The 13,636-nt window shown below is 39.2% G+C and carries 17 protein-coding genes and 1 tRNA gene; 11 read left to right on the forward strand and 7 right to left on the reverse strand.

What is annotated here, in order from left to right:
* The 4 genes from WCX87_RS10760 to WCX87_RS10775 all read left to right on the forward strand — a co-directional run bounded on the left by WCX87_RS10760 (position 1) and on the right by WCX87_RS10775 (position 2,711).
* The gene (locus WCX87_RS10760) at positions 1-480 is read left to right on the forward strand and encodes a thioredoxin fold domain-containing protein (protein WP_345979887.1); all 480 of its coding nucleotides are present in this window, start codon (positions 1-3) and stop codon (positions 478-480) included.
* On the forward strand, positions 481-918 hold the full coding sequence (locus WCX87_RS10765; RefSeq protein WP_345979888.1) for an MOSC domain-containing protein: 438 nt from the start codon (positions 481-483) through the stop codon (positions 916-918).
* Between the two features lie 64 nt (positions 919-982).
* Positions 983-1,951 (forward strand): DUF302 domain-containing protein, encoded by a 969-nt coding sequence (locus tag WCX87_RS10770; protein WP_345979889.1) that lies wholly within the window; start codon positions 983-985, stop codon positions 1,949-1,951.
* A gap of 25 nt (positions 1,952-1,976) precedes the next feature.
* A complete protein-coding gene (locus tag WCX87_RS10775; protein ID WP_345979890.1) occupies positions 1,977-2,711 on the forward strand; it encodes a DUF4395 domain-containing protein in 735 nt (244 codons plus the stop codon).
* A 116-nt stretch (positions 2,712-2,827) separates the two neighbouring features.
* On the opposite strand, the gene WCX87_RS10780 is transcribed toward WCX87_RS10775, so the two are convergent.
* Both WCX87_RS10780 and WCX87_RS10785 read right to left on the reverse strand, forming a co-directional pair.
* The gene (locus WCX87_RS10780) at positions 2,828-3,292 is read right to left on the reverse strand and encodes a DUF420 domain-containing protein (protein WP_345979891.1); all 465 of its coding nucleotides are present in this window, start codon (positions 3,290-3,292) and stop codon (positions 2,828-2,830) included.
* A gap of 30 nt (positions 3,293-3,322) precedes the next feature.
* A tRNA-Val gene (locus WCX87_RS10785) sits at positions 3,323-3,398 on the reverse strand.
* A gap of 81 nt (positions 3,399-3,479) precedes the next feature.
* Here WCX87_RS10785 and WCX87_RS10790 point away from each other — a divergent pair.
* Positions 3,480-3,947: a hypothetical protein gene (locus tag WCX87_RS10790; protein WP_345979892.1), complete on the forward strand. Its 468-nt coding sequence runs from the start codon at positions 3,480-3,482 to the stop codon at positions 3,945-3,947.
* On the opposite strand, the gene WCX87_RS10795 is transcribed toward WCX87_RS10790, so the two are convergent.
* Positions 3,944-4,429, reverse strand: a complete 486-nt coding sequence (locus tag WCX87_RS10795) for a hypothetical protein (RefSeq protein ID WP_345979893.1) — start codon at positions 4,427-4,429, stop codon at positions 3,944-3,946. The two genes, WCX87_RS10790 and WCX87_RS10795, sit on opposite strands and share 4 nt — an antisense overlap.
* Positions 4,430-4,580: 151 nt before the next feature.
* On the opposite strand from WCX87_RS10795, the gene WCX87_RS10800 reads away from it, so the two are divergent.
* Together WCX87_RS10800 and WCX87_RS10805 are read left to right on the forward strand one after the other, a co-directional pair.
* Positions 4,581-5,804: a NifS family cysteine desulfurase gene (locus WCX87_RS10800; protein ID WP_345979894.1), complete on the forward strand. Its 1,224-nt coding sequence runs from the start codon at positions 4,581-4,583 to the stop codon at positions 5,802-5,804.
* A 22-nt stretch (positions 5,805-5,826) separates the two neighbouring features.
* Complete coding sequence (locus WCX87_RS10805; protein WP_345979895.1) at positions 5,827-6,801, forward strand: iron-sulfur cluster assembly scaffold protein; 975 nt, start codon at positions 5,827-5,829, stop codon at positions 6,799-6,801.
* 40 nt (positions 6,802-6,841) lie between these two features.
* On the opposite strand, the gene WCX87_RS10810 is transcribed toward WCX87_RS10805, so the two are convergent.
* Entirely contained in the window at positions 6,842-8,179 is a 1,338-nt protein-coding gene (locus WCX87_RS10810) for a sensor domain-containing diguanylate cyclase (RefSeq protein ID WP_345979896.1), read from the reverse strand.
* A gap of 113 nt (positions 8,180-8,292) precedes the next feature.
* On the opposite strand from WCX87_RS10810, the gene WCX87_RS10815 reads away from it, so the two are divergent.
* Positions 8,293-9,564, forward strand: a complete 1,272-nt coding sequence (locus WCX87_RS10815; RefSeq protein WP_345979897.1) for a DNA polymerase IV — start codon at positions 8,293-8,295, stop codon at positions 9,562-9,564.
* Positions 9,565-9,657: 93 nt separating this feature from the next.
* On the opposite strand, the gene purM is transcribed toward WCX87_RS10815, so the two are convergent.
* Positions 9,658-10,656 carry a phosphoribosylformylglycinamidine cyclo-ligase gene (gene purM / locus WCX87_RS10820; RefSeq protein ID WP_345979898.1) on the reverse strand — a complete coding sequence of 333 codons (999 nt, stop codon included), beginning with the start codon at positions 10,654-10,656 and terminating at the stop codon, positions 9,658-9,660.
* A gap of 51 nt (positions 10,657-10,707) precedes the next feature.
* On the reverse strand, positions 10,708-10,890 hold the full coding sequence (locus tag WCX87_RS10825; RefSeq protein WP_345979899.1) for a YgaP-like transmembrane domain: 183 nt from the start codon (positions 10,888-10,890) through the stop codon (positions 10,708-10,710).
* A gap of 155 nt (positions 10,891-11,045) precedes the next feature.
* Here WCX87_RS10825 and WCX87_RS10830 point away from each other — a divergent pair, with 155 nt between their 5' ends.
* The 3 genes from WCX87_RS10830 to dapF are packed head-to-tail and all read left to right on the forward strand — an operon-like array spanning position 11,046 to position 12,924.
* Entirely contained in the window at positions 11,046-11,591 is a 546-nt protein-coding gene (locus WCX87_RS10830) for a spermidine synthase (RefSeq protein WP_345979900.1), read from the forward strand.
* The gene (coaE, locus tag WCX87_RS10835) at positions 11,591-12,184 is read left to right on the forward strand and encodes a dephospho-CoA kinase (RefSeq protein WP_345979901.1); all 594 of its coding nucleotides are present in this window, start codon (positions 11,591-11,593) and stop codon (positions 12,182-12,184) included. Before WCX87_RS10830 ends, coaE begins: the two co-directional genes overlap by 1 nt.
* Complete coding sequence (dapF, locus tag WCX87_RS10840; RefSeq protein WP_345979902.1) at positions 12,181-12,924, forward strand: diaminopimelate epimerase; 744 nt, start codon at positions 12,181-12,183, stop codon at positions 12,922-12,924. The genes coaE and dapF overlap by 4 nt, the downstream gene beginning before the upstream one ends.
* Here the strand turns inward: dapF and WCX87_RS10845 are convergent.
* Positions 12,921-13,598, reverse strand: a complete 678-nt coding sequence (locus WCX87_RS10845) for a glucosaminidase domain-containing protein (protein WP_345979903.1) — start codon at positions 13,596-13,598, stop codon at positions 12,921-12,923. The genes dapF and WCX87_RS10845 overlap by 4 nt on opposite strands.
* Between the last annotated feature and the right edge of the window lie 38 nt (positions 13,599-13,636).

The raw sequence follows: 13,636 nt of genomic DNA on the forward strand, positions 1-13,636 counted from the left end.
ATGAAAATAATTAATTTTTTCTTTCTCCTCTTCCTTCTGCCGACTTTATTATTGTCTAGAGAGATAAATATTGATAAGCTCATAGATAAAGCTACAAAAGAACATAAACACCTTTTTATTTTTTTACATTGGACGGATTGTGTGTACTGTCAAGAGATGATCATGTTTACACTTGAAAGTGAAAAAATACAAAAGATAGTAAAAAAAGATTTTGTTTATGAGCATATTAATACGGCCTATAAAGATACCGTAAAATATAAAGATTTCAACGGCACGGCAAAAGAGTTTGTCAAATATATAGGATTTGGGTATCCAACATCGGTCTTTTATGATCAGAACAAGAGCATCGCTGAGTTGTTTCCGGGTGTATACAATGAAGATGAGTTTGCAGTTGTACTCAAATATATAAGCAGTGAGTCATATAAAAAGATGGAATATGACGACTATGCAAAAAAAATGGGAATAAAAGAGAAAGAATAGATGCCTAAAAAGATATTAGCAAATGTTGTAGAACTTTATGTCACGGCATCTTCGGATGAGCCAAGAGTAATTAAAGATGAATTGCAACTGGAAAACGAAGGTGTTGTCGGAGATAAGTTTTACGGCAAAGATATGAATCGTTTAATATTGATTACCTCTTTAGACGCATATGAAATGGTCAAAGAGAAAGATATCGATATAGAACACGGATCACTTGGTGAGAACATCCTGGTTAACGGATCGATCAAAGAACTCAATCTTGGTGACAGGTTTAATGTCGGAGATGTAACGTTAGAGATCACACAAAACTGTACATTGTGTAACGGTCTTTCAAAAATAAACTCTAAGCTGCCGAAACTTTTAAAAGACGATAGAGGTATTTTTGCTAAAGCAGTAACTTGCGGAACGATCAAAAAAGGTGATATAGTTTATATCTAATTTATTAGTAAATGAAATAATAAACTATAATTTTTACTAATTTTACTTTACAAGAAGGGTGAACATGAAAAAAATATATGCGATCTTGGTAACCGCACTAATAACTTTTGGATTTACTGCATGTACCGGTGCGGCTCCTGATGTTGCTGAACTCAATAAAGGACAGGATATCCAAATATATACTGCTCCTAACAGTGACGGTAAGATAACAGCTAAGAGTATTGAAGCAGCTTTTGCTTCTGCCGGGTTTATGGTTGACTTTAACAATAACATGAATACAGTCTTTGACAAAAGATTTGGCGGTCACTGGTATAAGACATATCATCTATTTGGTGTTCACAGCAAATATGCGGCTAAATTAGCTCAAAAATACCCTAGTATCGGTCTAATCACTCCGCTTAGTACATCTATCTATTCAAATGATAAAGAACATACGATGAACATCTCATCTTTGAGTTTAAAAGGTATGTCGAGAGTGACACAGATACCGATGGATAATCCTGATTTGATCGCTTATCACAAAGAACTAAACGATGCGATAAAAAAAGCACTGACAAACGGGCATTTCAATGTATTGCACTACAAACTTTCAAATCCTAACGATCAGTTAGCCGTTACTTTCAGCTCTAAATTAGAAGTAGAAGATGGTGACATCATTACTGCAAAAGAAGACTTACAAGCTGAATTTGAAGGGGAACTTGAACCTATCGGTTTTCTTTTCCCAAGTTTCTTAGAGTTTAGTGCCGAGATCAAAAACAGCGGTTTTAAAGGCTATGATTTTTATGACACATACTCTATATGTAAACTGGATGTTATCTATCCGATATCAAAAACTCATCCGGAAGTCGGTGCATTTGCTCCATGTTCATTCTATATGTATAAGAAAAAAGGCGATCCAAAAGTCTATATGGGATTCCCAGGTGTTCAAAACTGGATCAGTGCCGCAGAGATCAGAGATCAAGAATCTTTAAAACCTCTACAAGAAGCACATAAGCTGCTTGAAGACAAAGTAAATGAACTGCGTGCTCAATAGCAGACAGTAAAAAAAAAGGATATATTTGAACTTAAAAAGTTTTTTATGGGAATACGGAGAAAAAGTCCCCGGGTATGATGTCACAGTTATCAATGAAAGAGAAGCAAGAGCCGCAGCAGGAATACTTGGAATCCTGGGAACGATCATTATCTTTGTCGGTATAGGATTCAACCATATCATAGCAGCAAGAGTCTATCTGGCCTTTTTATGGGTTGATTTTACACTAAGAATGATAAGTCCTAAGTACGTTCCTTCTTTGCTCTTAGGAAGGTTTATCGTTCAAAATCAAAAACCTGAGTATGTTGGCGGATTACAGAAGCGTTTCGCATGGACTATAGGATGGTTTATCTCTTTACCGATGGTTTACTGGTTCGTTTTAAACTGGGATATAACTTTTTACAAAGTCTTGATCTGTGTACTGTGTGCTTCATTAATGTTTTTAGAAAGTGCTTTTTCCATATGTGTAGGCTGTATGATATACAAAGCTATCACAAGAAAGGATGCACAGTATTGTCCGGGGGGAGTATGTGAAGTACGCATAAAAGAACCTATACAAACCTTCAATCCGCTGCAAAAAGTAATTGTTGCCTTAGCTATGACCGGGCTTATTGCGGGAACTTACCTCTTTTTGGCTTATGAAGAACCTAAAACATTTTTCGGGGAGTTTCTTCATGAAGCAGTTTTAACAAAAGCGCAACTTCAAAAAGAGAAAGATGCAGCGTATCAACAACAGCTGGACAATGAGTTCGGAGATGATTGATCTCTAAGCTCACAAAAAGCTTAGACAGAAGAAGAGTTCCAAACAAGAACCCTTTGAGCAAGCAGATACAGATTCTTTACATGTAACGCTTACATGTAAAGAAAAACTTCATATTCCTAGTATATAAATAACATATAATAAATAGCGACACCCATAAAAGAACTTATAGTCATCCCTAAAAATACAAATCTGCCGACTTTACCGTGTGACTTAGACACACCCTTTGCTTCAAGTATATAGCTTCTTACAGCTCCATACAGAAGTGCAGACCAAAGAACGACGCTGACCAGTGCGATGGTTACGTGTACAATTAAAAAAGTTATCATAAACCAGTATGGGATATTTGCAGTCTTCATAAACTCGACGATCCCGCCTGATATCCTCACTCCGACCTCAAAGATCACAACGACTACCAAAGTAACGGCAAATAAAGCCAATTGCGATATAAAGTGCGCGTTATATTTCTTTTTTACAACAAATGAGATCGATGCAAACATCAAAAATGGCAGTATTGCGAAATAGATAGTGATCATATCTAAATAAAAAGGCGCAGAAGTCCCTAAAAAACCTGAACTAAACATATTGTATCCCGTGATTTTATTTTATGAAAGTGGTGCTCACAACTGGACTCGAACCAGTGACTTTTACCTTGTCGAGGTAACACTCTACCAACTGAGTTATGCGAGCACTCTATAAGAAGACTGAAATAATATTATGTTCCTACTTAAATTAAGCAAAAACGAACGTGCATTTCTGTAAAATTTTCTTATGTCACATTTACCAAACACTTTAAACTCTTATTGGTTATGGCGGGAAGTCCGCGAAAAGCTTCAAGTTTCCAATCCCGTATACAAATACTGGAAAGACACTCCAAGCATCAAACTCAACAATAAGTACGTGTTTGTGCAGAAAAACTCTCTTCCAAAGAAATATGAACATGTAGAACCGATACTCACAGACCTTTCTGGATATCTTCCTATCAAGTATGCTTCAGACCAACTGCATATCAACGAACATGTCTTCAGCTATGAGAAGATGAGGCTTTATAAAGAGTTTGAGTATAAGTATGTCCAGGATATAAAGTTTGTAAATATAAGAAAATTTTTTATAGAGTACGGGATAAGGGTAGATAAAGACTCTCTGCTTCATCTGGGTCGTATAAAAGATCTGGAGATCACTGCGAACTCCACCTTTTACAACCTCAAAGATGACTACGGATTAGTCGTGTATCACTAGTCTTTTAACACTGCCTTGATAAAGTTCACATAACAGAAAAAGATCGTCACAAAGAGAGGGTTTAACTCTGCTGATGATTCACCTATCTCATTAAATACTTTAAACTCCACACCGTTTACATGATTTGCGATCTTTAATTTAAATACTATCGGTGAAAGTGTTCTGATAAGATTAATGACCGTTTTATTTTTTTTATCGTCCGCATCGAATCTGATCATATACTGGTTTTCATCTCTGTTTGTCTTAATAAGCTTTTCCAGTAGAGTCACTTTGTCTAAGAAGATCACTTTGTCCCACGATATCTCGTTTCTGTCTAAAACAATCGTAGAGTTACGGCTAGATAGAGGATGAGGCTTTGTCGCTCTTAATTTTTCTATCATCTTTAGAAAAAAGTTTAACCCGCCCATCATCTCTATAATGCTTTGGATCTGCTGTTTTAGTTCATCTTTTTGCGTCTGAGTCAAACTTTCGTAATTGCACATATAACTTGCCTTTTTTGAAATTATACCTTAAACTATCACAAAGCTTAATATCACTTAAGCTTATTTAAATGAGTAAGGTATTATCATCACATTATTAAAAGAGGACAAATTTACTCTTCTTTAATTTTTACGAACAATTAAAGGTATTTTTATGAAAGTATATATGGACAACAATGCAACTACGATGGTAGCACCTGAAGTAGTTCAAGAGATGATTCCATTTTTTAGCGAAGTTTACGGAAACCCTAACTCGCTGCACAAGTTTGGTACAGCAGCACGCCCTGCACTTTCTCGTGCGATCGATCAAATCTATAAGGCGATAAATGCATCTGACAATGATGACATCGTCTTTACATCGTGTGCTACTGAATCAAACAACTGGGTTTTAAAGTCTGTATGGGTCGACAAGATCTTAAATGGAGACAAAAACCACATTGTAACGACTGAGGTAGAACACCCTTCGGTTCTCTCTACATGTAAGTTTTTAGAGGAGCAAGGTGTTAAAGTAACGTATCTTCCAGTAAATGAAGAGGGGATCGTAGAAGCACATACAGTAAAAAGCTTCATCACTGAAAAAACTGCTCTGGTATCTGTTATGTGGGCAAACAATGAGACAGGTATGATCTTCCCTATAAAAGAGATAGGTGACGTGTGTAAAGAAAAAGGTGTCCTATTTCACTCTGACGGTGTTCAGGCAGTAGGAAAGATACCTGTAGACGTTCAAGACGTACATGTAGATTTTATGTCTATGAGTGCACACAAGTTCCATGGACCAAAAGGTGTCGGTGCTCTTTACATCAAAGATTCTCAGGCACTTTCTCCACTGCTTAACGGCGGTGAGCATATGGGTGGACGCCGTTCAGGTACACTCAACGTTCCGTACATAGTAGGGATGGGTAAAGCTGCGGAGTTGGCAACTGAAAATATTGAAGAAAAGATGAAATCTATCCGTGCAAAAAGAGACAGACTTGAAGATGCTCTTTTAGAACTTATTCCCGATACGTTCACTGTAGGAAACCGTGAAAACAGAACACCCAACACTATCCTTATCTCTGTGCGTGGAGTCGAGGGTGAAGGTATGCTTTGGGATCTTAACAAGTTTGACATCGGTGCTTCAACAGGAAGTGCATGTGCGAGTGAAGACCTTGAAGCGAACACGGTTATGCTTGCGATCGGTGCAGACCATGAACTGGCTCATACGGGTATCCGTTTAAGCCTTAGCCGTTACACGACTGACGAAGAGGTAGATTACGTTATCAACCACTTTAAAGAGGCCGTTGAGAGACTAAGAGCAATATCTAGTTCTTATGCAAAAGTAAAACCGACACCGGGTGGGGAAGCTGGCGAATGCCATATTCCATCACATCACGTATAATATATAAATTAAGGAAATTATAATGGCAAAAAATGATTTAATCGGCGAATCTTTATGGGATGCATATTCAGATAAAGTTACACGTCTTATGAACAACCCTCAACACCAAGGTGAGATCAGTGAAGAGGAAGCAGCAGAACACGGTAACAAACTTATCGTTGCTGATTTCGGAGCTGAGAGCTGTGGAGATGCAGTTCGTCTTTACTGGGAAGTCGATCCAAAAACTGACAAAATCGTAAACTCTAAATTTAGAAGTTTCGGTTGTGGTACAGCGATCGCAAGTAGTGATGTTATGACGGAACTTTGTATCGGTAAAACAGTACAAGAAGCGGTCAAGATCACAAATATTGACGTAGAGTTCGCACTTCGCGATACGCCTGACGTTCCGGCAGTTCCGCCTCAAAAGATGCACTGTTCTGTTATGGCTTACGATGTTATCAAAAAAGCGGCAGGACTTTACCTTGGCGTCGATGCAGAAAGTTTTGAAGAGGAGATCATTGTGTGTGAATGTGCACGTGTATCTCTTAAAACTCTAAAAGAGGTCATCAAGCTAAACGATCTTCAGAGTGTAGAACAGATCACAGACTATACGAAAGCCGGCGGTTTTTGTAAAAGCTGTATCAAGCCTGGCGGTCACGAAGAGCGCGAATGGTACCTTGTAGACATCCTAAAAGACACTCGTCGTGAGATGGATGAAGAGAAGATGAAAGCTGCTGCTGAAGCGGGAACTCAAGGTGATTTCGCATCTATGACTCTTGTTCAAAAGATAAAAGCGATCGACAGTGTAATTGACGAGAACGTACGTCAGTTTCTGATCATGGACGGCGGAAATATGGAAGTTATCGATATCAAAGATGCCGGTGACAACATCGATGTCTATATCAGATATATCGGTGCTTGTAACGGATGTGCAAGTTCTACGACAGGAACACTATACGCGATCGAAAGCACTCTAAAAGAGAAACTTTCAGACAAGATCCGTGTTCTTCCAATCTAAAAGAGTTTCTCTCTTTTAGATCACTCAAGCTCTTTTTTTATCAACTCTTTTTTTCATAGACTTCTACTCTATTTCTTCCGTTTGTCTTTGCTTCATAAAGTGCCGTATCTGCACACTCTATAATGTTCTTACATGTAAGCAGCAGGCTGTTGTTGCTTATACCGAAACTACATGTAAGATTTTTTACCGGAGAAAAGTCTGTAGATTCTACCAGTTTACGGAGTTTTTCCGCTATTTTCAGAGCTTCTTCTCTTGATGTCTTTTCAAGTACGATCGCAAACTCTTCTCCGCCGTATCTAGCCAGAGTATCACCTGCTCGAAGCCCGTTTTTGATAACCTCTACAACTTTTATCAAGACCTCGTCGCCGACCATATGTCCGTATGTGTCATTGACGGATTTAAAGTGATCGATGTCAAACATGATATACGTAAACTCTTTTTTTGCTTCACAGAGATTGTTGAGTAATATATCTAGATAAGACCTTGAAAAACATGGAGTAAGAACATCCATATCTGCACGTCTTGCGTATGATTCTTTCTGTTTTTCAAGTTTTTTCGTATACTCCAGCTCTTTTGTCACATCTTGAATAATAACCAGATACTGATCAAGTTCCTCTAGATAACTCATAGATATCGATACATCCATACTGATACCTGATCTGTTTTTAAAGTGATGCGGGAGTCTTTGAATGTTTTGTTCGGTTTTTACGATCTTTAAAAGTGTAGGAAATGATTCACTGTCGCTAAAAAGCGGTTTTAGACCCAGCTGCTGCAGATAACTTTCGTTGTAATCTAGCATAGTCTGCAGTGATTTATTGGTATAGGTAGCTTCACCCTCTCCGTTTAGTATCGCAATGCCGTTGATGGCCATGTCGAATGTCTTTTTAAAATTTACTTCTTGCTCTTTTAATGACTTTTTCAGGTGCTCCAGCTCTTTTTCCAGCTCTGTAAACTTTAACTTTTGCTCTTCATAACAGGAAATATCTTGAAGCTCATAAAGGGTATATGAACCTATTTTTGTATAACTCAGCTCATAAGGTCTCACTTTTGCATTCGGCTCGGTTATATTGATCGAAAGCCTGCTTTCGTCTTTCTTGTAGCTGAGATTTCTGAACTTTGCTTTTTCCTCATTCGGTGCTATCTCTTCATACCAGACTTTTTGCAGCATCTCTTCTTCTTTCTCTCCAAGTATCTGCAGCATAGAAAGATTTATATACACTATCTTATCATTCGCATCGGCGACAAAAGAAGCTCTTACAGAAGCATGAAGGATCGAACGCAGATAGGTATTATAGTCGGAAAGTTCGCTGTTTCGTTTATATAAAACAACCAGAAATACTAGAGAAAAAAGAAATAAAACGAATAATATAAATAACATCAGATTATCTTGCAATGGAGCATACCTCATTTCATTTGAATTGATTATATCATACTTCTCAACAAATTGTCATATTTCTGTGATTCTTTCTCAGGATTGTGTAAACTGCTGCTATGAAAATACATATTGATCTAGATTGTTTTTTTGTCTCTGCCGAGCGTACCATAGACAGCTCACTTTTACATAAGCCTGTCGCTATCGGCGGACGCAGTGACACGCATATATTTTCCCATAAAAAAAGAGATCAGAATGTCAACCTTACAAACTCCGGTTCATTTGTTTCTACTTTTTATCAGGAGTATGACAAAAGAGACGACGACCTGCAAAATTTTATCGATAAAGACGGGCGCATACGCGGTATTCTCACAACTGCAAGCTATGAAGCAAGAAAATTTAAAATAAAAACTGCGATGAGTATAAACGAAGCACTCCAGCTCTGTCCGCATCTTATCATTAAGGCACCGAACATGTCTTTATATCAAAGACTTTCTCACGAACTGCATATTTTTTTGCAGGAGAGGATACCTTTAGTAGAACAAGCCAGTATAGACGAATTTTACGGAGATGTGACAGGATGGGTAAAAGACGAGGATGTACCGGAGTTTATAGATAACCTTCGTCATGAGATAAACAGAGCTTTAAACCTTCCTGTATCCATAGGAGCAGCACACACAAGGTATATCGCCAAACTAGCTACAGGTGAGGCCAAACCGTTTGGATGTAAGACCATATATCCGTGGGATTTTGATGCCTTTGTAGATCCTATTCACGTCTCCAAGTTTTCAGGCATCGGCAAATCAATGATGGCGAAACTAGCAGATGCTCAAATATTCACGCTCGGGGAGCTCAGACAAAGACGCGGTACGGTAGAGTCTTGGGGACCTTACGCAAAAGAGCTTTACAAAAAGGTGAACGGTGAGATCGACGCACCCATCAACTCTAAGACGACAAGAAAATCGATCGGAATATCAAGGACTTTTGATCCTGTATTTGACAGAACGGAGCTTCGCAGACGAATAGTGATCCTCTCACGCCATCTCATCTTTGCCATACAAAAACTGCAAGTGATTCCGACGACATTCTCACTCTCGATCAGATATGAGTTAAGACAAAAGTCACATATAAGCGTGACAAGGAGAAAAGAGTTCAGTGAGAAAGAGTTTAAAGATCTGTGTTTGGAACTGTTTCATGAAGCCGACAACCAGAAACGTTTACATGTAGTACATCTGTCCATCAACTCTTCAGAGTTCACCCATATCAGCAGACGCGAACTCTCGCTTTTAGAGATGGATGATGATACGAAACAAAAAGAGCTGACGAAACAGGCATATAAAGTAAGAGAGAAGTATGGACTTGGCTCTTTGAGATGGGGAAGCGAGATATGATTTTTTATTCTCAAAAGTTGGACAAAGTCCAACTTTAGCTCCTAAGCGGAGTGCTCTCGCGACTAGTCGCTCTTGAGTAGAAGTGTATTTTATTTATATAAGTACCGCTTTTTTAGAGCCGGCTTTTATCTCGCCGATATGGTAGCTTCCTTCTGCTGCAGCTAAAACAGCATCTACGTTTTCAGGACGTACTACTAGTATCATCCCTACTCCCATATTAAACGCTCTGAACATCTCTTCGCGTGCGACATGCTCACCGATAAGATCAAAAATTGGAAGTACTCTTACACTGCTCTCTTTTACTTCAGCCATAAGATGATCCGGAAGTACACGAGGAAGGTTCTCGACGATCCCGCCGCCTGTGATGTGTGCAAGTGCCACGATCTTCTCTTTTAAAGCTTTAAAAGTCTTAACATAGATATTTGTCGGAGTCAAAAGAGTCTCGATCAACGGCTTTCCGTTAAAGTCAGCATTAAAATCAAGATTCATCTTTTCAAACAAGACTTTACGAGCAAGGGAGAAACCGTTTGAGTGAAGACCAGAACTCGGAAGTGCGATCAATTGATCACCTTCTTGAACCATACTTACACGGTCCATCTCAGCTTTCTCTGCGACACCGACTGCAAAACCTGCAAGATCGTAGTCGTCTTCACTGTACATCCCTGGCATCTCAGCAGTTTCACCGCCGATAAGTGCACACTCAGCTTCGATACATCCCGCAGCGATACCGCTTACGACCGAAGTAGCTACTTCGACTTCAAGTTTGCCCGTCGCATAGTAATCTAGGAAGAACGACGGTGTACCGAAGTTACAGATAAGGTCGTTTACACACATAGCAACAAGGTCGATCCCGACAGTGTTGTGAATTCCTGAATCAATAGCAAGCTTTAGTTTTGTACCGACACCGTCAGTAGCCGCAAGCATTACGGGCTCATTGTAACCCTTTGGAAGTTCAAAAGCACCTGCAAACGAACCGATCCCGCCCATAACACCCGGTATCTTTGTAGACTTAACGAGCGGTTTTATATTTTCAACAAAACTGTTTCCTGCATCAATATCGACACCGGCATCTTTATAGCTTATTTGACTCATAAATTTTCCTATGTAAAAAGTAACGTGATTATACCAAAGAGGTATTTAGATTTAGTTGATGTCGCACTTTTTAGTGATCAGACAAAGTGGACAAAAGTTTGCGATTCCTGCAATAAGAGGAAGAAGCCCTAAATAAAACCAATAAATACCGGTATATGCACCGATTGCAATTAAAATAATCCCTATAAGAATACGGAATACTCTACAAAACTTTCTTACTTTATTTAAATCCATCTTTTTACCCTTGATTTTTAATTGATGAAATTATATCCATAATTTTTTTTAGTTATAATTAGATACAAAATTAATCGCTATTTATAAGAACAACTTTTTAATATTTTTTAAATCTAATCTGATACAATCGCGAAAACTTAAAACTAGGAAAAATTTTGAAAGATTTTATATATCCGGAAATGATGGTACATATACCGCTTTGTACACATAAAGAACCAAAAAATATACTCGTACTAAGCGACGACGCGATGAAACTCCAACTAGAGATCTCACGCCATAATGATATGAGTGCTACAACAGTTCCTGTATCATTAGACAGTCTTAGAAATGCAAAAGACGCATCGTTTGAGGTAGTTATCTCAGAAGCTGCATGTGATGCGGCAAACATCGCTCATATCAGCAGAACATTGACGGATGACGGTCTTTTAGTCACGACTCACCCTTCACTGGACAATATAGAAGAAAACAAGATCATTATGCAGGTGATGGCAAACTACTTTAAGATCATTATGCCTTACCGTTTAGAAGACGGCACTACTCTTCTTTTAGCATCAAAAGCTTACCATCCGACAGCGGATGTGATCCTGCAGCGTGCAGATATGCTTGACGGACTGAACTACTACAACAGCGACATCCATCCGGCGGCTTTTGCTATGGGGAACTATATCCGTAAAGAATATCTTGGAGTCATAAGAAACTAATGGCGTTTAAGTATGCTATCGCATTAACAGGTTCGATCGCCACGGGCAAGAGTACCGTCGCTTCGCTGATGGCACTCAACGGCATGCGCGTCATAGATGCAGATAGCATAAGCCATGAGATCTTAGAGGCAAATGCACAGTGGGTAAAAGAGAACTTCGGTGAAGAGTTTGTCAAAAACGGCAAAGTAGACAGACCCGCTCTTGGAAAACTGATATTTTCAAATAAGGATGCGAAAAAGAAACTCGAAGAGTTTTTACATCCGCTGATACGCCAAGAGATCGAGGCAAGGTCTGAGAAACAGGACAGTTTCAAATTTCCCTACCTCATAGACATCCCGCTGTTTTTTGAGAGTCAGGCATATCCGATCAAAGACAGTGTCGTCGTCTATACTCCTCCTGAACTTCAGCTTGAGCGTTTTATGAAAAGAAACGGCTACTCAAAAGAGGAGTCCTTAAAGCGTATCGCAAGCCAGATGCCTATCGATGAGAAGAAAGAACGTGCGACGTGGGTGATAGACAACTCTAAAGACCTGCCTCATCTTCAAGATGAAGTGGAAAAGTTTGTAAATACCATAAAGGAAAAATACCTATGAATGTAACTAAATACAGTGCAAACGGAAATGATTTTGTTATTTTTCACACATTTTTAAAAAAAGACCGCTCTTCTTTGGCAAAAGAGATCTGCGATCGCCAACACGGTGTAGGTGCCGACGGCCTTATCGTCTTGGTCCCTCATGATGAGTATGACTTTGAATGGGAGTTTTACAACTCTGACGGAAGCACAGCAGAGATGTGTGGAAACGGCAGCCGTGCATGTGCACACTACGCCTTTACAAATGCACTCGCTCCTGCAAAGATGAGCTTTTTGACACTTGCAGGCGTCATCGGTGCAGAAGTAAACGGCACTCTTGTAAAAAGCGAACTCACTCCTCCGAAGATCCTTGATAAAGAGATAGTAGAGGGTGGAAAATCGTGGTGGAAAGTAGATACCGGAGTACCTCATCTTATCACTTTTGATGCGGATATAGAGAACTTTGACATCGCAGAAGCAAGAGAGCTGAGATACAAATACAACGCAAACGTGAATATCGCTGCTGTGAAAGAAAATGGCTTACATGTAAGGACGTATGAGCGCGGTGTAGAAGATGAGACTCTTGCTTGCGGAACAGGTATGGCATCTGCATTTTACAGAGCTTACCAAGAAGGCCGCGTAAAAGAGGAGACAAAAGTGTTTCCAAAAAGCGGAGACACTCTCTTTTTAGGTATCAAAGATGACACCATCACTTTTGCCGGAGATGTAAAAGCCGTATTTACGACTGATTACAACTACTAATCATCATACTTTGTCAGGTTATTATGATTAATGACCTGAGAAAGCTGTTTCGCGTATTTATCCCCGATCTCAGAATATCTGTCAAGTGCTTTGACCAAAAGATGCGGATCATCTGTCTGTACTCTTGCAACCCTGAACTTTTCAAACGCTTTTGATATAGACATGATCCTGTAATACGCTCTTACGGAATCATCGATGCTTTTGAACTTCGTCAGCCATACCGTTCTTTTCCCGTTTTTCTCACTCGCAGCGATCCTCGGTTCTTTTGAATCTACACTATGTACTCCAAAGATGTTGTTTGCTTCGACAAAGAACCTTGACGTCCCCCATGAACTCTCCATCGCAGCTTGCGCAAGGACTATGCTTTGCGGATGCGGTTTTAAAGCCTGCAGCAGTGCTGCATCACTTTTGACCTGATAAAGAGCTTTTAGACGATTGACCTCTTTGAGCTCTTTACCCTCTTTTATGTCTTTGGCTATCCTCTTATATCTTTTCATCAAATGGTTATGCACTTTTTCGACAGCCGGTGCGACAAGATAAAAAAATCTCTCTTTCTTCTCCTGTACCGTCATGTTCTTCGGTACTATATTTGCAACATATTTTGCTTTCTTGTGTTTATGAGTTTCTCCAAAAACAGAGATGCTCAGTAGTAATAATATATAAAGATATTTCAAAAAAATCTTCCCCTTTTTTTTAAATATTTAAGCTCTTA

The organism is Sulfurimonas sp. HSL3-2 (genome assembly GCF_039645965.1).
In the GTDB taxonomy this organism is placed as follows: Bacteria; Campylobacterota; Campylobacteria; order Campylobacterales; family Sulfurimonadaceae; genus Hydrocurvibacter; species Hydrocurvibacter mobilis.

What these genes read in the sequence shown, in the direction of transcription:
- WCX87_RS10795 (WP_345979893.1), bottom strand. Translation starts at nt 4,429, where the DNA reads ATGTGCAATTACGAAAGTTTGACTCAGACGCAAAAAGATGAACTAAAA.
- dapF (WP_345979902.1), top strand. Translation starts at nt 12,181, where the DNA reads ATGAATGTAACTAAATACAGTGCAAACGGAAATGATTTTGTTATTTTT.
- WCX87_RS10770 (WP_345979889.1), top strand. Translation starts at nt 983, where the DNA reads ATGAAAAAAATATATGCGATCTTGGTAACCGCACTAATAACTTTTGGA.
- WCX87_RS10760 (WP_345979887.1), top strand. Translation starts at nt 1, where the DNA reads ATGAAAATAATTAATTTTTTCTTTCTCCTCTTCCTTCTGCCGACTTTA.
- WCX87_RS10810 (WP_345979896.1), bottom strand. Translation starts at nt 8,179, where the DNA reads ATGTTATTTATATTATTCGTTTTATTTCTTTTTTCTCTAGTATTTCTG.
- coaE (WP_345979901.1), top strand. Translation starts at nt 11,591, where the DNA reads ATGGCGTTTAAGTATGCTATCGCATTAACAGGTTCGATCGCCACGGGC.
- WCX87_RS10800 (WP_345979894.1), top strand. Translation starts at nt 4,581, where the DNA reads ATGAAAGTATATATGGACAACAATGCAACTACGATGGTAGCACCTGAA.
- WCX87_RS10765 (WP_345979888.1), top strand. Translation starts at nt 481, where the DNA reads ATGCCTAAAAAGATATTAGCAAATGTTGTAGAACTTTATGTCACGGCA.
- WCX87_RS10790 (WP_345979892.1), top strand. Translation starts at nt 3,480, where the DNA reads ATGTCACATTTACCAAACACTTTAAACTCTTATTGGTTATGGCGGGAA.
- purM (WP_345979898.1), bottom strand. Translation starts at nt 10,656, where the DNA reads ATGAGTCAAATAAGCTATAAAGATGCCGGTGTCGATATTGATGCAGGA.
- WCX87_RS10805 (WP_345979895.1), top strand. Translation starts at nt 5,827, where the DNA reads ATGGCAAAAAATGATTTAATCGGCGAATCTTTATGGGATGCATATTCA.
- WCX87_RS10825 (WP_345979899.1), bottom strand. Translation starts at nt 10,890, where the DNA reads ATGGATTTAAATAAAGTAAGAAAGTTTTGTAGAGTATTCCGTATTCTT.
- WCX87_RS10780 (WP_345979891.1), bottom strand. Translation starts at nt 3,292, where the DNA reads ATGTTTAGTTCAGGTTTTTTAGGGACTTCTGCGCCTTTTTATTTAGAT.
- WCX87_RS10815 (WP_345979897.1), top strand. Translation starts at nt 8,293, where the DNA reads ATGAAAATACATATTGATCTAGATTGTTTTTTTGTCTCTGCCGAGCGT.